The 18251-nt window shown below is 70.1% G+C and carries 17 protein-coding genes and 1 pseudogene; 9 read left to right on the top strand and 9 right to left on the bottom strand.

Annotated features, from left to right (window positions below; all coding sequences use genetic code 11):
* Positions 1-87 precede the first annotated feature (87 nt).
* Complete coding sequence (locus ACFLIM_RS40365; protein ID WP_393174248.1) at positions 88-894, top strand: class I SAM-dependent methyltransferase; 807 nt, start codon at positions 88-90, stop codon at positions 892-894.
* Between the two features lie 250 nt (positions 895-1144).
* Here ACFLIM_RS40365 and ACFLIM_RS40360 read toward each other — a convergent pair.
* The 4 genes and pseudogenes from ACFLIM_RS40360 to ACFLIM_RS40345 form a co-directional block, all read right to left on the bottom strand.
* Positions 1145-1897 (bottom strand): annotated as a pseudogene (locus tag ACFLIM_RS40360) (ATP-grasp peptide maturase system methyltransferase); the annotation flags it as partial.
* A 32-nt stretch (positions 1898-1929) separates the two neighbouring features.
* Positions 1930-2406 (bottom strand): LysR family transcriptional regulator, encoded by a 477-nt coding sequence (locus ACFLIM_RS40355; protein WP_393174306.1) that lies wholly within the window; start codon positions 2404-2406, stop codon positions 1930-1932.
* Between the two features lie 60 nt (positions 2407-2466).
* Positions 2467-3309 carry a methylenetetrahydrofolate reductase gene (locus tag ACFLIM_RS40350; RefSeq protein WP_393174246.1) on the bottom strand — a complete coding sequence of 281 codons (843 nt, stop codon included), beginning with the start codon at positions 3307-3309 and terminating at the stop codon, positions 2467-2469.
* A gap of 314 nt (positions 3310-3623) precedes the next feature.
* Complete coding sequence (locus ACFLIM_RS40345) at positions 3624-3899, bottom strand: muconolactone Delta-isomerase (protein ID WP_393174244.1); 276 nt, start codon at positions 3897-3899, stop codon at positions 3624-3626.
* Positions 3900-4185: 286 nt separating this feature from the next.
* Here ACFLIM_RS40345 and ACFLIM_RS40340 point away from each other — a divergent pair, with 286 nt between their 5' ends.
* The 6 genes from ACFLIM_RS40340 to ACFLIM_RS40315 all read left to right on the top strand — a co-directional run bounded on the left by ACFLIM_RS40340 (position 4186) and on the right by ACFLIM_RS40315 (position 10078).
* Positions 4186-5829: a sensor histidine kinase gene (locus tag ACFLIM_RS40340; RefSeq protein WP_393174242.1), complete on the top strand. Its 1644-nt coding sequence runs from the start codon at positions 4186-4188 to the stop codon at positions 5827-5829.
* A gap of 7 nt (positions 5830-5836) precedes the next feature.
* A complete protein-coding gene (locus tag ACFLIM_RS40335; protein ID WP_393174240.1) occupies positions 5837-6538 on the top strand; it encodes a response regulator in 702 nt (233 codons plus the stop codon).
* A gap of 188 nt (positions 6539-6726) precedes the next feature.
* Positions 6727-8127, top strand: a complete 1401-nt coding sequence (desA, locus tag ACFLIM_RS40330; RefSeq protein WP_393174238.1) for a syringate O-demethylase — start codon at positions 6727-6729, stop codon at positions 8125-8127.
* A 25-nt stretch (positions 8128-8152) separates the two neighbouring features.
* On the top strand, positions 8153-8494 hold the full coding sequence (locus tag ACFLIM_RS40325; RefSeq protein ID WP_393174236.1) for a hypothetical protein: 342 nt from the start codon (positions 8153-8155) through the stop codon (positions 8492-8494).
* A gap of 3 nt (positions 8495-8497) precedes the next feature.
* The gene (locus ACFLIM_RS40320; protein ID WP_393174234.1) at positions 8498-9340 is read left to right on the top strand and encodes a class III extradiol dioxygenase family protein; all 843 of its coding nucleotides are present in this window, start codon (positions 8498-8500) and stop codon (positions 9338-9340) included.
* Positions 9341-9370: 30 nt separating this feature from the next.
* On the top strand, positions 9371-10078 hold the full coding sequence (locus tag ACFLIM_RS40315) for an alpha/beta fold hydrolase (RefSeq protein WP_393174232.1): 708 nt from the start codon (positions 9371-9373) through the stop codon (positions 10076-10078).
* A 79-nt stretch (positions 10079-10157) separates the two neighbouring features.
* Here the strand turns inward: ACFLIM_RS40315 and ACFLIM_RS40310 are convergent, their stop codons facing one another.
* Together ACFLIM_RS40310 and ACFLIM_RS40305 are read right to left on the bottom strand one after the other, a co-directional pair.
* On the bottom strand, positions 10158-11123 hold the full coding sequence (locus tag ACFLIM_RS40310; RefSeq protein ID WP_393174230.1) for a phosphoglycerate dehydrogenase: 966 nt from the start codon (positions 11121-11123) through the stop codon (positions 10158-10160).
* Positions 11124-11208: 85 nt separating this feature from the next.
* Entirely contained in the window at positions 11209-12669 is a 1461-nt protein-coding gene (locus ACFLIM_RS40305; RefSeq protein WP_393174228.1) for an aldehyde dehydrogenase family protein, read from the bottom strand.
* A 355-nt stretch (positions 12670-13024) separates the two neighbouring features.
* Between ACFLIM_RS40305 and mdlC the strand changes: the two genes are divergently transcribed.
* Positions 13025-14614 (top strand): benzoylformate decarboxylase, encoded by a 1590-nt coding sequence (gene mdlC, locus ACFLIM_RS40300; protein ID WP_393174226.1) that lies wholly within the window; start codon positions 13025-13027, stop codon positions 14612-14614.
* Positions 14615-14775: 161 nt separating this feature from the next.
* Positions 14776-16098: an MFS transporter gene (locus ACFLIM_RS40295; protein ID WP_393174224.1), complete on the top strand. Its 1323-nt coding sequence runs from the start codon at positions 14776-14778 to the stop codon at positions 16096-16098.
* Here the strand turns inward: ACFLIM_RS40295 and ACFLIM_RS40290 are convergent.
* From ACFLIM_RS40290 to ACFLIM_RS40280, 3 genes are all read right to left on the bottom strand, one after another.
* Positions 16095-16412, bottom strand: a complete 318-nt coding sequence (locus ACFLIM_RS40290; RefSeq protein ID WP_393174222.1) for a hypothetical protein — start codon at positions 16410-16412, stop codon at positions 16095-16097. The two genes, ACFLIM_RS40295 and ACFLIM_RS40290, sit on opposite strands and share 4 nt — an antisense overlap.
* Positions 16413-16503: 91 nt before the next feature.
* On the bottom strand, positions 16504-17760 hold the full coding sequence (locus ACFLIM_RS40285) for a hypothetical protein (protein ID WP_393174220.1): 1257 nt from the start codon (positions 17758-17760) through the stop codon (positions 16504-16506).
* 48 nt (positions 17761-17808) lie between these two features.
* Positions 17809-18138, bottom strand: a complete 330-nt coding sequence (locus ACFLIM_RS40280; RefSeq protein WP_393174218.1) for a PadR family transcriptional regulator — start codon at positions 18136-18138, stop codon at positions 17809-17811.
* Positions 18139-18251: the final 113 nt, after the last annotated feature.

Raw genomic sequence — 18251 nt, 5'->3', positions numbered from 1 at the left:
GGGATACGCTCCCGATTCCCCTCCGGGAGACCGGTCCTAGCGTTGTGCTGGCCGACCTCACAGGGAGGTCGCGATAGGAGGAGCGCCATGGACATCGCCACCATCAAGCAACGGCAGCAGGCAGCCTGGGCCGCGGGTGACTACGCGGCCGTGGGAACCCGGCTCCTGCTCACGGCCGAGCTGCTGTGCGAGACCGTGGACCTGCGCGCCGACGAGCGGGTCCTGGACGTGGCATGCGGCAACGGCAACGCCGCCCTGGCCGCGGCCCGCCGGTTCTGCCAGGTCGTCGGCGTCGACTTCGTCCCCGCCCTGCTCGACCGGGCCCGTCGGCGCGCCCACGCCGAAGGGCTGGATGTGACCTTCCAGGAGGCCGACGCCGAGGCCCTGCCCTTCCCCGACGCCTCCTTCGACGTCGTGGTGTCGACCTGCGGCGCCATGTTCGCCCCCGACCAGGAGCAGACTGCCAGCGAACTGCTGCGGGTCTGCCGGCCAGGCGGGCGGATCGGCATGGTCAACTGGGTTCCCGACAGCTACGTCGGTGAGCTGTTCCGTACCATCGGCCGCTACCTGCCACCCCCGCCGGGGCTGCAGCCGCCGGTGCTGTGGGGCAGCCCGGACCGGCTGCGCGAACTGTTCGGACCCGATGCGACCATCTCGGCTCCGCAGCGGAGCTTCCGGTGGCGGTTCCCGTCGGCCGAGCACCAGGTGGAGTTCTTCACCACCCTGTACGGCCCGGCCAACCGGGCCGTCGCGACGTTGGGGGCGGACCGCGCCGCCGACCTCAAGGCCGAGATGCTCGACGTGGTCAAGCGTTTCAACGTCTCCGACGACAACACGCTGGTGCTCCGGATGGACTACCTGGAGGCGGTCATCCACAAGCCCGCGACGTCGTGATGGCGGTCGCCACCCAGACGAGGTGCTACCAGGCCGAGGCCTGGCACGTGCGGCTGCTGGAGGTGGTGGTACCGGGGCCGGTCACTGAGCGCCTTGGCACGGCCGCGCGGGTCGCGGGCGTGGTTTTGGGCGCGGGCGATCATTCCGGAGCTGAGCCCCCCGCCGGAGGCATGATTAACTCTGCCCAATCCGAGGGCACGCAGAAACGCCCGGCTGGCACGCAGGCAACCGGGCGCTCTGATGGCAGGCGCTAAGCGGGCAGCTCCCAACTAGGCCCGTCAGGATCGCCGAGCCACACCCATTGCTTCTCGGGCGTCACGGTGAGTCCGAAGCCGGATTGGTGCGGCTGTCCGGTTTCCCGCCACGTCTCGATGGCCTCTTCGACCTCGTCCCACAGTCTGACTCGACCGTGCTGATGCACCGTCCACCCGCCTCCGGGCTCCGGCCGGGTATCGGCCCGCGAGCCGGTGCCTACATCGATGAGGAACGTGGCGTCTTCGCCCCAAGAAACCTGCGCTTGTGGAACGGCGAGTTGGGCGACCCACAGGGCGGTCCCGCCCTGGAGGATCGAGGGATCGATTCTCGTCTTTCGTGTGTCCCCAATGCCTCTCACCAACGGAGGGCGTGGAGGAGGCAGATGGGAGCGGGCGGTCATGAAGTACAGGTCATCTTCGAGGAAACGACCGCTCGCCGTGCCGTCGCCAGCCACGGTGAGGTGAGCGAACGCGGTCTCGCCCATCCATCCAGACATGGGGGTGGTGATGGTCCCTCCGGCGCGGACCTGTTGCGGCCACGCCGGGGGGATCGTGCGAACGGAGCATGTCGCGATGAGCCGATCGTATTCGGCGTTCTCCGCGTACCCGTAGAGGCCGTCTCCTACCGCCAGCGTGGGGGCGTAGCCCGCCCCGATGATCGCGTCATGGGCGCGAGCGGCAACCACCGGGCCATACTCGATCGAGAAGACAGCGTCGTTTCCGAGCCGCTGACACATCAGCGACGTTGAGTAGCCCGTGCCCGGCGTAGAAGGTGCCGACGCTACCTCAGCCTTGCCGCATCGCCCGACTGGGGATGATCATGCTCAAGCTGTGTTCTGTTGGAGCAGCCGGCGCGACTGACGAAGTGCCGAATGCAGAGCTGGCCAGTAGTGGGCATGAGGGCGACTCCGAGACCGGCCTGGACCAGCCGCTTCTGCGCGGTGAGGCTGTCGATGTGGGTGATCGAGGGGTCCACCAGCCCGCACGCCGGCAGCTGGCGTTCGAGGAGGTGGCCGAAGGAGTCGGGCTGGCCCCGCTCGGGCGGAAAGCCAAGCCACCTCTCGTCCTGGAGCACCCGCAGGTCCGGCAGGCGGCGCGCGGCAGGAGCGCCCTGCCCGGTGAGCAGCACGCGCCGGCCGGTCCGCTCGAACAGCACAGCCCCCAGCGACTGCTCCAGCTCGCGGATCCGGCGGCTGATCGCGGGCTGGGACCGGTTGAGCTTCCTGGATGCCCCCGTGAACGCGCTCGCCGCCTTGATCCAGCCACACGTCGGCGGCGTTCAGCTCGGTGATGGTGGCGACGAGTTCGCTCTGGGCGCTCATCGTCTGACTGCGCTCGTTTCCCCGATTCGGGCCAGCATCGTGCGTCGCCAGGACTCGGTCTGCTGTAGTTCGTTGAACGTGAAGAGGTGGAAGCCCCGCAGGTTGTTGTCCGGCTCGGGGATGCGAGGGGCCAGGCGCTCGAACAACCGGTTGGGGCTGTATCCGCCGGGCAGGAAAAAGCGCCACAGCAGGCTCTTTTGCTTCTTCAGGAAGCGGGCTGACTGGCCGAGACCGAGACCGGCGGAGATGCGTACCAGCTTCTGGCGGTTGACGGCTCCGGGGAGACCGACCCGGATCGGTAACTCGATGCCGCGTGCCTTGAGTTGGCGGGCCCAGGCGGTCGTCGTGTCCGCGTGGAAGCACAGTTGGGTGACGACGTGGGTGGCGTACCTGGCCTTGAGCTCGATGGCGCGGTCGATCAGCTCCTGGCTGATGCCGCCGTGGCCTTCGGGATAGCCGGCGATGCCGATCCGCCGGAAGTGGTGTCCGGTCGCCTCGAGGACCTCCAGGAGCGAGAGGGCATCGGGGAACCTTCCTGCGGGTTCGGCGACGTCGCCGGCGATCACGAAGATACCGTCGACTTCGGCATCCCGTAGTTGAGCGACGATGTCCGTCAGCTGCCGCTCGTCTTTGACCAGACGCGCCGCAAGATGGGGTGACACCGAATACCCGTGACCAGCCAGGCGCTGGGCCAGGTCGAGGGTGGGTGCCAGACCTCTGGCCGCGGTGGTGATGATCGTCAGCGCGATGGTGCGCGGGACGTGGGCGAGAACCGACTCCTCCGCGTTCTTGAACGGCAGGATCTCGTAGCTGATGGTGTTCAACGCTTGGCTGAGCACTTGCCGGCGCGTGGGCGCCGGACCCGGGTGGGCGATCGCTTCGGCCGGACTTTCTGACGGCATCGTGAGTGGGACCTTTCATCCGGGCGAACGGACCGTGCTCGTGTGCCTGCGGTCAGGCGGTCGCGGTGCAGGTACGGTGGGCAGGCCGGGCGGGATGCCGAGCACCGGGCTGCTCAACCGACACTAGGGATCGACGTGGCCCGGGGAACGACGCGGATGACGGCACTGACGATTGCGCCCGGTCCTAGCCGGAGTGCGACAAGTGACGTAGGGCGGGTGCCGCGGACAGCGCAGCCGGAGCCGAGGGATGGTCAGGATTCCTGCGGGTGGGTGGCCAACGGCTCGACCGTCACATCCATCCAGGCGAACTGCGGCAGCGACGCCAGCGCGTCATGCAGGACCGTGGCGTCGGGAGCCTCCCAGAGGCCGACGACCGCGCGCCGGCCGGGCACCCGCCAGAGCCGTTTCAAGAGCCCGTCCTGACGAAGCCGCATCGCCCGCGCCCGCTCGGCATCCCGCAGCTGCTTGCGCTCCGCGTCGCTCATGCTGTCAGGCAGACGGGTCTCGAAGCGGACCAAGAACTCCATCGCAGCCTCTCCATGTGCCTGTCGGCTCGTGGCCAGCTGGTGCCGATGTCGGGTGACCGGTCAGGACATCACGCTGACCGGCCGAACACTCATTGTCCGCCGGTGGACGGCCGGCCGTGATGGGACGTCCGGCCTCGCTGCCGCGTATTTCGCGGAGCCACCGGCTACGTCAAATGTCGTGTTCTGTCCGCCCGTCGCGGCCGAAGTAGTGCCGCCGCACTCGAACAGAGGCATCATAGGGTCACGTGCCGTGCCCCCGCCGCATCCAGCGAGGAGGACGTCAGTAATGGTGGACGATGTCAGGCCCGGGCAAACGGGTCGGGCCCCGCCGACGACCACGCCGCCGGCGGGCCGAGATGCGATCCCCGTTTTCGACGCGAGCACATTGCTGGAGCAGACGCCGGACGGTCTGGCCGTGATCAGCCCGGACGGCCGCTTCGTCCAGGCGAATCCGGCGGCGCTGTCGCTCTGCGGGCTCGATCCGGCCGAGGTCGCCGGTGCCGCGTCCCCGTTTCCGCCGCACCACGCGGGTGCCCTGCACGAGGACACGGAGACCGAAGCGGTCACCGTGTGGGAATCGGCCTCGGGGTCACGCCGGGAATTCGCGTTCCGGATCAGGCAACTGACCGATCGCGGCGAACGCCTCGTTGCCTTCCGGGACGTCACCGAGAGCCGACGGCACCAGCGCCGGCTCGCCGCGATCGCCAGTGCGGCCAGCCGGGTCGCCGCCAAGCGGTCGTTGAGCAGCACCCTGGATGCCCTGGCGAAAGAGGTGCTCGAGGCCGACGCCCTGGCCAGCGTGCAGATCCTGACGGTCAACGCCACCAGCGAACGTTTCCAGGTCATGGGGATGGCCGGATTCGGCCCGGCGGCGAACTTTTTCGACCTCCTGGTGGAGTGCCGCGAAGCCGGCGCCGACCTGCGGATGATCGACGCGTTCACCTCTCGTGAGCCGGTCGTCGTGCCGCACCGGTACGCGACGATCATGTCGGATCCTGCGTGGGAGCCGTTGAGAGAGTACATGCGGTCTCCGGAATGGGACTGGTTCGCGAGTGTGCCGCTGATGGTGCGCGGAGCGCCCGTCGGCATCCTCAACGCCTTCTTCGCGCCCGGCCAGGAGATCGGCGGGACCGCCCTGGACTTCCTGCTGGCCATGGCCGAACAGGCGGCGCAGGCCGTGGACTACGCCGCCCTGCTGGAGCGCGAGCGGGAGGTCGCACGACGGGAGGAGCGGCAGCGCCTGGCGCGGGACCTGCACGATTCCGTGGTCCAGCAGGTCTTTTCGATGGGCATGCAGGTGGAGTCCCTCGGCATGTTGTCCGGGCGGGACACCGTCGTCGACTCGGCGTACGTGATGCGGGTGGCCGGGGAGCTCGGACACATCTCCAAGGCGGTCCTGAGCGATCTCAGGGCCATGGTGACCGACCTGCACCCCACCGCCCTCGCCGACCAGGGGTTGTCCGCGGCACTGGCCGCCCTCGCCGAGTCGACCATGGGCCGCACGGGCCTCGACGTGCGGATCTCGATCGCCGATCCGCACCACGAGCTCGACGACCTGGAGGCGGAGCTCCGGGAGGACGCCTACCGCGTGATCGCGGAAGCGTTGCACAACAGCGTCAAGCATTCGCACGGCTCTCTCGTCACGATCACCCTCGGGCTGACCGTACGTGGCACGCAACGATGGCTGACGGGCGAGATCGCCGACAACGGACGCGGCCTGCCGGCGCAGAATCCGGACCTGCCCGGAGAGGAGGGCGGCTTCGGCATGACGGCGATGACGGAACGTGTCAGCCGATGGGCGGGCCATCTCACCGCCCGCTCCAGCCCCGGCGACGGGACCGTCGTGCGCTTCGTGCTTCCGCTGCCGGCCTCGCTGCCGACGGGACTCCATCGGGAATCGACCGCGAGCGAACTGCTCTCCGAACGCTGAGGACCTCATGACCGTCCAGCCGGATATCAACACCATCGGAGTCCTGGTGGTGGATGACCACGCCGTGGTTCGACGTGGCGTCGTCGCGTACCTCGAGGCGCTGGAGAACGTCGAGGTCGTCGGTGAAGCCGCCAACGGACGCGACGCACTCGACCGCCTGGAGTCGCTCAAGGTCCAGCGCCAGGCACTGCCACGGGTGGCGTTGATGGACCTGATCATGCCGGAGATGGACGGGGTCGAGGCGACGGCCGAGATCGCCAGGCGGTTCCCGACCGTCCGGGTGGTCATCCTGACCAGCTTCGGCGAGGTCGAGCGCATACACGCCGCGCTGGAGAACGGCGCCGCCGGCTACCTGCTCAAGGACGCCGGGCCGTCCGAGGTCGCCGCGGCGATCTACGCGGCGGCCAACGACGACGTCTTCCTGGATGCCGCCGTTGCGCGGCGCCTGGCCCAGAAGATGCGGTCCCCGCACAGCGGCGTCGCTGGTCTGACCAGCCGGGAGCGGGACGTGCTGGTCCTGATCGCCGAGGGCTGCTCCAACCGTGAGATCGCCGCCAAGCTGGTGATCAGCGAACGCACGGCGCGCACGCACGTGAGCAATCTGCTCGGCAAGCTCGGGCTGCGCTCGCGCACTCAAGCGGTCCTCGCCGCCATGCGCGAGGGTCTGGTCGATCCGCCGAGCGCACAAGGCCGGTCGCGGTTTCGCTGACGGTCACGGGCTCCGCCCGCCGACTACGTCACTTGTCCTAGACGCGCTAGGACAGACGACCCTGTAAGAGCCGTCAATTGCGTAATCCGCGGCACGGTATCGGCTGCGTAACATCCAGGCAGGTCGCGATGATCCGCGCGTGCCAACACGTCAACGCTTCGTGAGCAGCCCAGCCAAGGAGAGGCGCGATGACCGGCAAGAGCTTGCAGGACGTTCTCAACGGCGTTCAGACCAACCCGGCGGACTATCTGCGCAATCTCCCCGCTGGGCCGAATGTCTATCCAGGCGTCCCGCCGGAGTACACGAACTGGCGCGACGAGCAGCACGCCTGGCAGCACACGTGCGTGCTGTTCAACCAGTCGTACCACATGGCGGAGTTGCTGGTCGAAGGGGCCGACGCGGTGAAACTGCTGTCCCATCTGGGGGTGAACAGCTTCGCCAGGTTCCCCGTCGACACCGCGAAGCAGTTCGTGCCGTGCACCTATGACGGCTACGTCATCGGCGACGGCATCCTCTTCCACCTGGCCGAGAACACCTTCAACCTGGTCGGGCGCATTCCCGCACTGAACTGGGTGCGTTTCCACGCCGAGACCGGCGGTTACGACGTCGTGACGACACTCGACGAGCGCTCGGCGGCCCGTCCGGATCCGTTCAACCGCACGTCGTACCGCTACCAGATCCAAGGGCCGAACGCGTCTCAGGTGATCGAGAAGGTAACCGGCCGGCCCGCGCCTCAACTGAAGTTCTTCCACATCACGACGATCACCATCGCGGGCCGGACGGTCCGCGCGCTGCGCCACGGCATGGCCGGACAACCGGGATACGAGTTGTTCGGGCCGTGGGCCGAGGGAGAGGAAGTCCATCAGGCGCTGGTCGACGCCGGTGCGGAGTTCGGCATGCGACTGGCCGGCGGGCGGGCCTACTCCACGAACACCTTGGAGTCGGGATGGATCCCCTCGCCCCTCCCGGCGATCTACACCGGCGAGGCGCTCAAGGGCTATCGCCAGTGGCTGACGGCCGACAGTTACGAGGCCAACGCCTCCATCGGCGGCAGCTTCGCATCGGACCGCATCGAGGACTACTACCTGACGCCATGGGATCTCGGTTACGGATCCTTCGTGAGGTTCGACCACGACTTCATCGGCCGCGAAGCACTGGAGGCCATGGCCGACGGCCCGCACCGCAAGAAGGTCACGCTCGCGCTGGACAACGCGGACTTCCTCAAGGCCGTCGGCTCCCAACTCGACCGCGGGCAACCGGCGAAATGGTTTGAACTCCCGTCCGCGGTCTACTCGATGCACCCGTACGACCTGGTCAAGGCGCACGGTGCGCCCGCGGGAATTTCCACGTGGATCGGCTACACCTGGAACGAGCGCAAAATGCTGACCCTGGCGATGCTGGACGCCGAACACGCGCACCCGGGTGCCCAGGTGTCGCTGGTGTGGGGAGAGCCGGACGGCGGCACGGGCAAGCTCACCGTCGAGGACCACGGCCAGTTCGAAATCGCCGCCACGGTGAGCCCGGTTCCCTACGCGGAGGTCGCGCGCAAGGTCTACGCCGACGGCGGCTGGCGGGCGGCCACGACGTGACGTTCCTAGGACCAGGGAGCAACGCATGGACGCGGACAGTATACCCGACACGCCCCTCCTCGACCGCGACCACCGGCTTCGCGGCTACCGGATCAACAAGATGGCCATGGGGCTGGGCGACCCGGCCAATCGGGCGGCATTCAAGGCCGACGAGCGGGCCTACCTGGACCGCTTCGGGCTGAGCGAGGAGGAGAAGAGCGCGGTGCTGAGCCGCGACTGGCGGGAGATGGTGCGCCTCGGCGGCAACCTCTTCTTCATCCTGAAGATCTCCGCGGTCGATCCGGTCCGCATCACCGAGATCGGCGCCCACCAGGCCGGCATGGACCACGAGACGTTCCTGCGGGACCGGCTCGGGAAGAAGGTGTGAGACGTGGCGATCATCGTCGGGGGACTGGGCACCTCGCACGTTCCCTCGATCGGCGCGGCACTCGACAAGGGCCTGCGCGACACGCCCGAATGGAAGCCGTTCTTCGACGGCTATCTACCCGCCCGGGCATGGGTCCGCGAGCAGCGGCCCGACGTCGCGGTCGTGGTCTTCAACGACCACTACAACGCCCTGTTCCTCGATCGCGTGCCCACCTTCGCGGTCGGTTGCGCCGCCGAGTACCGGCCCGTGGACGAGGGCTGGGGGCCGCGCGCCATCCCTCCCTTCGAGGGGGCGAGCCACTTCGCCTGGCACCTGGTCGACACCTTGGTGGAGCACCGGTTCGACCCGGAGATCATCCAGGAGATCAAGGTGGACCACGGCCTGCAGGTGCCCATGGAGCTGTTCTGGGGCAGGCCGTCCGACGCGTGGCCGGTGCGGGTCGTGCCCATCTTCGTCAACGTGCTGCAGTACCCGATCCCGCTGCCCGACCGCCTCTACGAACTCGGCAAGGTGCTCCGCCGGGCGATCGAGAACTACGACAGCGACGAGAAGTTCGTCGTCCTCGGAACCGGCGGCCTGTCCCACCAGCTCCAGGGCGCACGTGCCGGATTCGTGAATCCGACCGCCGACCGGCAGTTCCTCAGGGACATCGCCGAAGATCCCGGCAAACTCGCCGGCTGGAGCCGGGAGCGGTACGTCGAGACCTTCGGCGGTGAAGGGGCGGAGGTCATCATGTGGCTGGTCATGCGCGGCGCGCTCAACCGCGACGTCGTGGTCAGGCACCAGCACTACTTCGTGCCCGCCTCGATGACCGGAGCCGGAATGATCGTCCTCGAGAACGCCTGAAGTCGTCGACCCGTACGGGATGGTCTCCACATGAACACGTTCGTGCTGCTCCACGGCGCGTGGCAGGGCGGCTGGGTGTGGCAGCGGGTGGCCCCGCTGCTGCGCGCGGCGGGCCACGAGGTCCACACCCCGACGCTCACCGGGGTCAGCGACCGCGCCCACCTGCTGAACCCGCAGATCGGGCTCAGCACCCACATCCAGGACGTCGTGGCGCTCGTCGAGGCCCACGACGCCCGGGACGTCGTGCTCGTCGGGCACAGCTACGCCGGGCAGGTCGTCACCGGCGTCGCCGACCGGATCGGGGAACGCCTGGCGAAGCGGATCCACCTCGACGCCTTCGTCGGCGACGACGGGGAGGCCGCGATCGACCTGCTGCCCGCCACCGTCGCCGAGCACTACCGGGAGTCGGTGTCAGGTCCGGGGTTCGGCTGGCTCATCCCGGTACGCTCGCTGAGCGTCCTCGGAGTCACCGAGGACGCCGACCTCGACTGGCTCACCCCACGGCTCACCCCGCACCCGTGGCTCACCTACACCGAGCCGCTGCGGCTGACCGGCAAGGGCGAGCAGGTGCCGGCGGCGTTCATCGAGTGCACCGACTGGATGCGGGTGTTCACCCCGCAGGCCGAGCGCGCGGCCGCCCGCGGCTGGCCGGTACACGAGATCGCCACCGGCCACGAGGCGATGGTCACCGCACCGGACCAACTCGCGGCAGTGCTGCTGCAGGTCGCCGCGGCATGACCGGCGCCCGGCCCCCACCGCCGCGGCGCCGGCGGCGGTCCGAGTAGCGTGGCCGTCCCGTGCGCCTGTGCTGTGCTCGTCAGCGAGAGCCGACGGCCTGGGCGGTGACGACATTGCGCAGGGGTTTGCCCTCAACGAGGGCTTGCAGGTTCTCGGTGATGAGGGCCTCGGCGCCCAGCGGTCGTCCGCCGGCGGCGTGCGGGCTGATGATCACGTCGGGTTCGTCCCACAGGGGCGAGTCGACGGGCAGTGGCTCGGTCTCGAACACGTCGAGCGCGGCGCCGCCGAGCCGCCCGGCCCGGATGGCGGCGAGCAGGGCGTCGGTGTCCACGGTGTTGCCGCGCCCGACGTTGACCAGCCACGCGTGCGAGGGCAGGAGAGCGATCCGGGCGGCGTCCAGGGCGTGGTGCGTGTCGCTTGAGGACGGGAGGATCATGATCAGTACGTCGGTCTCGGGGAGCTCGCGGGGCAACTCGTCCACGGTGATCACCGGGTGGCCAGCACGCTCTCCGGAGGTGCGGGCCACGCCGGTGACCTGCGCGCCGAGCGCCGTCAGGAGTGGTGCGAGGGTGGCGGCGATCGAGCCGAACCCCCAGATCAGCACCCGGGCGCCGCGTAGCGTGCGGAAGCTTCCTGTCGTGGCGATCGGCTGGATGCCGCCGAGCTCGCCGGCCCAGCGGTGGCCGATCGCGGCCCGCGTCAGGCGGTGCAGCCGGCGCGCGGCGGCCAGCACAAGGGCGAGGGTGTGCTCGGCGACGGGACCGTCGTGCAGCGAGCGGCCAGAGGTGATGACGACGTCCGGCGCGAACCCCGCCGCCAGCACCTGGTCGGGTCCGGCGGCCAGGGTCTGCACCCAGCGCAGTGAGTGCAGCCGACGGGCCGCGTCCCGGAGCATGTCGGCTGGATTTCCCCAGGCCACGAGCACCTCGGCGTCCGTCGCGTGGGCTGGGATCGGCTCGCGCGGGTCATAGCGGACAATCGTAAAGTCATCGGGTAGGCACAGGTCCAACGGGATGCTCGTCGGGAGCAGGATCTTCAGGCGCATCGAGTTCCCCGTCAGTGTCCGGCGCTTCTTGGTCCGCTGTACATCGTAGGTGGCGAGCCTGCGGCGTCGTCGAGCTGCGTGGTGTTCACGCCGGGGCGGTCACCACGTGAGTTTCGGTGAACTCCAGAAGCCCTTCCGGTCCCATCTCCCGGCCCACTCCGCTCTGCCGGAAACCGCCGAACGGAGCCCGGTCGTCGCAGGCGGAGGCGTTGGCCTGGTTGATCCATGTCGTCCCGGTACGCAACCGCCCGGCGACGGCGGTGGCGCGGTCGAGATCGGGCGACCAGACCGACGAGCACAGGCCCGACCACTCGGTGTTCAGACGGTCCACGAGGGAGTCCAGGTCGTCGTAGGCCAGGATGGGCAGGGCCGGGCCGAACTGCTCCTCGGTGACCACTCGCAGGTCCCCGGCCGGATCGAGGACCAGCGCGGGGCGCAGGAAATGGCCGCCGGCGGCGACGGCGGCCTGGTCCGCACTGCCGTACTCGCGGACTTCCGCGCCCTTCGCCCGGGCCTGATCGAGCATCTCCTGGATGATGTCGCGCTGCCGTGCGGTGTTCAGGGGACCCATCGTGGTCCGGGAATCGAGGCCGTTCCCCACTCGCTGGCCGTCCAGTGCGGCGCCCACAGCGTCGACCAGCTCCGAATATCGCGGCCGGGGGACGTAGACCCGTTTGACCGCCATGCACACCTGCCCGGTCGTCATGAAGGCAGCGCCTGCGAGGGCTCCCACCGTGCTCTCGTCCAGCCGGACATCGTCGAGCAGGATCGCCGGGTCGTTTCCGCCGAGTTCGAGGGTGACCCTGGCCAGCGACTGGGACGCCAGCGACATGATGGCCCGCCCGGCGGCGGTGCTGCCGGTGAACACGATGTGTTGCACGCGAGGGTCGGTCAGCAGCGGCTGGACCGCGTCGTTGGCGCCGGTGACGACGTTCAGCACCCCCGGCGGCAGCACCTGTGCCATCACCTGGAGGGTCTGCGTCATCGCGAGTGGCGCGGTGGGCGGCGGCTTCACCACGGCCGTGTTCCCGGCGATGAGCGCGTACGGCAGGCTCGCCCCGAGGATGGCCAGCGGCCAGTTGAACGGCACGATGACGGTGACCACACCCGCGGGAACGCGGTGGATCCGGGTGGCGAAGGGTGGGGCCGGCAGTGTGGTCAGGGTTTCGAAATCCGCGGCCAGCGCGGCGGCGACGCGGGAGCGTCCCTCGAAGACGGCCAGGTCGATCTGCGACTCCTGCAGGGTCTTGCCGTTCTCCCGGGTCAGGATCTCCGCTCTGGCGGCTGCCGAGCCGGCGAGCGGTTCGAAGGCCGCGAGCACGAGTTCGGCTCGCTCGGCCGCGGACCTGGCGGCCCAGTCGGCGAAGGCCCGTTGAGCCGCGGCGACGGCACGTTCACAGTCCTCAGGAGTCGCCGCCGCCGTCCGGCCCACGACGGTGTCCGGACGGCTCGGATCGTGGACCGGAATCGTCTCCGCGGTGGTGACGGTCTCGCCGCTGATGACAAGACCTGTCACCAGGTCGGTGGAGGACATCCCAACGGTCATCGAGATCGCGGCATGGACACTCAGTGTCCAGGTCGCTCCCTCCCTTCACGCTGCGTACGGCGGTGCCGGCGCCATGCCGCACCACCACGAGTACCGGCCGGCCCGAGCCTTCGGCTGGGCGTGTCGCCACGAACGCTATAGCGCCCCGCGGAACGGGTCTTCGCCACAATGACGGCCTGGATCGGCCAATTCGGCAGGGTCGACTACGACAAATGTCTCGCTCAGCCGGTAACCAGCGAAGAAACCGCGACATTTGACGTACGCGCTCGGGGACAACCGTCCGGGGGCGGAACCGCGCGTCGATGACATGTTGGCAAGAGGCCACGTCCCGGCTGTGGACCTTGGAGGGCACTACATGCCGACTGTGCGCGAGACCGCCTACGACCTGCTGCGTATCTGGGGGCTGACGACCGTCTTCGGCAACCCCGGGTCGAATGAGCTGCCCTTTCTGAACGGCTTCCCACCGGACTTCCGCTATGTGCTCGGGCTGCACGAGGGGGCGGTCCTGGCCATGGCCGACGGCTACGCACAGGCCGCCGGTCGCCCGGCGCTGGTGAACCTGCACTCGGCCGCCGGGCTGGGCAACGCGATGGGCAACCTGGCCAACGCCCGCGCCTCCCGGACGCCGCTGGTGGTCACCGCCGGCCAGCAGGCACGGGCCATGATCGGGCTGGGCACGGTGCTCGCCGAGCCGGCCATGACCCGCGTACCCGAGCCGCACGTCAAGTGGGCGTACGAGCCGCCGCGGCCGCAGGACGTGCCGCGCGCCCTGTCGCAGGCGTTCCACCTGGCCACGCTGCCCCCGGCGGGTCCGGTGTTCGTATCCCTGCCTCTTGACGACTGGGCGCAGGAGGTGGACCCCGACGAGGTGGCCCGCCTGGCCGCGCGGCGCGTCGGCGCCGCCGGCGCGGCGACCCCGGAGGTCGTGGCGGAGCTGGCCGGCCGCCTGCGGCGGGCGCAGGCGCCGGTGCTGGTGGTGGGCCAGGAGGCGGACGAGGAACACGCCTTCGACCTGGTGGTCGCGCTGGCCGAGCGGCTGCGGGCGCCGGTGTGGACCGCGCCCACCCCGCCGCGCTGCCCGTTCCCCACCCGTCACCCGTTGTGGCGGGGCGTGCTGCCGCCGAGCATCGCCGGCGTCGCCGAGCGCCTGATCGGCCACGACCTGGTGCTCGTGCTGGGCGCACCTGTCTTCCGCTATCACGCCTACCGGCCCGGTCCGTGGCTTCCTGCGGGTACCGACATGATCGCGGTGGGCTGCGACCCGGAGGCGGCGGCCAGGAGTGCGTTCGGGGACGCGCTCGTCGCCGACGTCGGGGTGGTGGCCGGCCAGTTGCTCGACGCGTTCCCCGATCCGTGCGCGCGGCAGGCGCCCGCGCCCGTGCGGCGGCCCGACCTGCCGCTGGAGGAGGCGGCGCCCTTCACCGCCGGGGCGGTGTTCGCCCTGATGGCACGGTCCCTGCCCGGCGACGTCCGCCTGGTCAACGAGTCGACCTCGAACACCTCCCAGTTCTGGGAGCACCTCGACCTCGGCCGCCCGCGCAGCCTCTTCTTCCCGGCCGCGGGCGGGCTCGGCTTCGGGCTGCCCGCGGCGGCCGGGGTGGCGCTGGCCGACCCCGGCCGGCCCGTGGTGGCCGTGCTCGGCGACGGCGCGGCCCAGTACGGCGTCGCCGGGCTGTGGACCGCGGCCCAGGAGCACCTGCCCATCACCTTCGTCGTGTTGCGCAACGGCACCTATGGCGCGTTGCGCGGCTTCGGTGTGGCCGGCGCCCCCGGCGTCGACCTGCCCGGCCTGGACATCGTACGGATCGCCGAGGGCTACGGCATGCCCGCGCGACGCGTGTCCGACGGGAAGGAACTGGCCGCCGAGCTGGCCGATGTGACGCGGGACCGCGGGCCGCGGCTGCTGGAGGTGCCGATCACGGCCGAGACCCGCCCGCTGGGGTGACACCTCCCGCGAAATACGACAGATGACGTAGACGGGCCCGCCACAGCAGACCATGACGGGCGGTCGCAGCCGGTCTACATTATGTGCAGCTGTGAGACTTCCGTAACACAGAGAGGTTTTCAGGGACACCCCCGCCCTCGGCCTGTCTTAGGAGCATCACTGTGGCTGCAACCCCCGCCACCAGGCAACCTTCGAAGAAGGGCATCTTCGCGGCCAGCTTCGTCGGTACGTCGATCGAATGGTACGACTACTACATCTTCGGCACCGCCGCGGCGCTGGCGTTCGGCAGTCTGTTCTTCCCGAAGTCCTCCAGCACGGCCGGCACCCTCGCGGCCTTCGCCACCTTCGCGGTCGGATTCGTCGCCCGGCCGGTCGGCGCCGCGATCATCGGTCACTTCGGTGATCGGATCGGCCGCAAGTCGATGCTGATCCTCACCCTGGTGCTGACCGGCGGGGCGACCTTCCTGATCGGCGTGCTGCCCACCTACGCCGCCATCGGCATCGGTGCGCCGCTGCTGCTGGTCGTCCTGCGGATCGTGCAGGGCTTCGGCGTGGGCGGCGAGTGGGGCGGCGCCATCCTGATCGCGACCGAACACGCCTCGCCGCGCCGCCGCGCCGTCTACGGCAGCTTCGCCCAGTTCGGCGTGCCGATGGGCGTGCTCACCTCGAACCTGGCGTTCCTGGCCGTCTCCGGCCTGTCCGACGACGCCTTCCTGTCGTACGGCTGGCGTATCCCCTTCCTGCTCAGCCTGCTGCTGGTGATCCTCGGCATCGTGGTCCGCAGCCGGCTGCAGGACGCGCCCGAGTTCGAGCGGGTCAAGCAGCAGAACGCCGTCAGCAAGGTGCCCTTCGCCGAGCTGGCCCGGCGGCAGCCGCGCAACCTGACGCTGGCCAGCCTCGCCTCCATCGCGCCGCCCGCGGTCGGCTACACCGTGATCGTCTACATGCTCACGTACGGCACAACCGTGGTGGGCTTCGAGCGCAGCACGTTGCTCACGCTGATCCTGCTGTCCACCGTGGCGTGGATCGGCACGATCATCGCGTCGGCGGCCCTGTCCGACCGGTTCGGCTCCAAGCGGCTGTACATCCTGGGCGCGCTGACCGCCGTGCTCTGGCCGCTGCCGATGTTCGGCCTGGTCAACACGGGCAACGCGGGGCTGGCGCTGCTGGCGTTCATCGTGGCCGCGGTCGTGCAGGGCATCATGGCCGGCGCCCAGGGCGGGCTGTTCACCGAGATCTTCGACGTGCGCTACCGATACAGCGGGATCTCCATCGCCTACCAGCTCGGCGGCATGATCGGCGGCGCGCTCACGCCCATCGTGGCGACCACGCTGTTCGAGGCGTACCGGTCCTCGACCGCGATCGCCGTCTATGTGGCCGCGTTGTCGCTGGTCAGCCTGGTGTCCGTGCTCGGTGTCCGGAAGATCGCCATGCCGGAGGCGGAGCCCGCAGAGCCCGCCGGGACGTCAACGTCTTCCAGCTAGCGAAGCTGCCGCCCCGCATCACCGCGTTCTCCGGGGGAACGCGGTGCGGTTAGTACGCGTAGTGCACGACTGTCCCTGACCCCGTTCACGTGGTGTGGGATCTGCGAGCGCTTGCCGCCGTCGGCCTGGTCACTGATGAGCGGGTGGCGCAGGCTGGGGTGGACCCAGCTCGACCGGCTGCCTTGTGCGTTCGCGCCGCCACAGGCCATGTCGAGGGACTCCCGCACGAGCGTGGTGTGGTTGGTCAGCGAGACGGTGCAGCCGACGATTGCCCGAGAGTAGACGTCGACGAAGCCGACGTAGACGTAGCCCATTCGGCAGAGATCCGGGCCCGCGCGTCGGCGCGTACCTCGGCGGCGAACCCGCTGCCGCTTGGGCTGCCGGAGCTGAGGCTGTAGATCGGCGTCAGCGGTCGGCGGCCGTGGCGAGGTCGTCGGGGGCGCCGGGGCGCAGGCGTCCGAGCACCGTGCCGAGGGCCGCGCCGCCGACCGCACCCACAGTCCAGAAGACGATCATGACGAGGAGGAACTCCGGACGCAGTACGTCGAGGACTGCCGACTGCCACGTCGGCGGCACGGCGTCACCGGTGCTCAGGTAACCGGCCTGCTGGTGCGCCCAGACCACGGCCTCGGGAATGCCGACGGCGAGCACCGCCACCAGAGCAGCGAGCCCGGCCAGGGCTCCGACGCGCAGCCCTGAGCCGAAGGATCGGTCGCGCCAGGCCGTGGCGAGCGCGACGGCGAGCAGCAGAACGCTCGGGATGGCCATCCAGAAGCCAAGTATGCCGCCCTGGTCGTGCGCCAGTGACCAGCGTGAGGCGGCGAACGAGCCACCCGCCACGACAACGGCCACCCCGGCGGCCCACACCCACGCGCCGTGCGGCGGCCCCGACCGCAGCGCGGCCCACGCCCCGCCGAGGGCGAACCTGCGGCGCTCGGCCGGCGGGTCGATCGCCGCGAGCTCAGCCCGCAGCGCGGCACCCCACGCGGACCGATTCTTGGGCAGGTCGGTGGTGGCCAGGTCGATCAGGAGCTGCCAGACGTCGCGTACCGCGTGCTGACGACCTGCGCTCTGGGCGCGGGCGCCGAGTGCGGCTCCGAGGACGGGCCACGGCAGGGCCCAGATCAGCGCGGCGAGGAAGACCTCGAACGGTCCCAGCAGGTCGCCGCGAGCGAGAATCACGACGGCGGGGAGCCTGTCGGGCTCCGCCAGGTAGGTGGCGCGCAGCGGCAGGTGCGCGGACGCGGTGCCGACGGCGATGGCGACGAGGGCGAGCAGCCCGGCGACGGTTCCGGCCCCGAATCCGCGCACCCGGGTCATGGCGGCCGCGGCCAGCCCGGCGAGCGCGGCACACCCGGCCGCCGCGAGCAGTGCGAGCACCATGGTCAGCAACGCCACCTCGGAGCCCTCGCGCGGGCCGTTCGTGACCGTGGCGAGGTACGAGCGCTCCAGGCCGACGGTGAGCACCGCGGCGCCGACGGCGACAGCGATCAGTCCCGGCCACACGGGGCGTCCGGTGCCGTCCCGCCACGCGGCGCGGGTGCAGGCGGCGAGCGCGCCCGCACCGCCGCGGCGCATGGTGTCACGCAGTCGGACCGTGAGCACCACGATCGCGAGCAGGGGCGCCGGTGCGAGTACTACCAGGAGGAGGAAGTCGGGCATCGAGGGCCTCCGAACAGGCAGGGGCGGGCCGGGGTCGAGCGGTCGCGGTCAGGTGGGTCTGTGCGCGAGCCGGGCCGCGCCTGAGGCCGGTGCGCCTTCGCCGGCACGCGCCGACGCGGCAACGGTGCGCGCGAGCTCGGCGCCCGCGGTGGTGAGCCGGTACAGGTGCCGGGCCGGCCGCCCACGCGGCGGGTCGGCCTCCCAGGAGGTCTCCACCTGCCCGCGCTCGGTGAGGCGGATGAGGATCGGGTATACCGTGCCTGCCTTCAGGCCGAGGGTGCGGCACAGGTCGTAGCCGTGGCTCCAGCCCGCGCCTGTCTCGGCGAGGGCGGTGAGCACAGCCGCGGTCTGCGGGGAGGGACGTCGTGCGCGTGCCATGACTCCAATATCTACCTAGATAGAGTTAGTGCGCAAGTCACTCCCGTGCGGGGGTGGCCGAGGCCGCAACACCAGCCGCACCTGTCGCCGGGCACGAACCAGGCCAACCCCAA

Source organism: Nonomuraea marmarensis (assembly GCF_043197025.1).
GTDB lineage: Bacteria > Actinomycetota > Actinomycetes > Streptosporangiales > Streptosporangiaceae > Nonomuraea > Nonomuraea marmarensis.
This window is presented reverse-complemented; position numbering and strand designations above follow the sequence as displayed.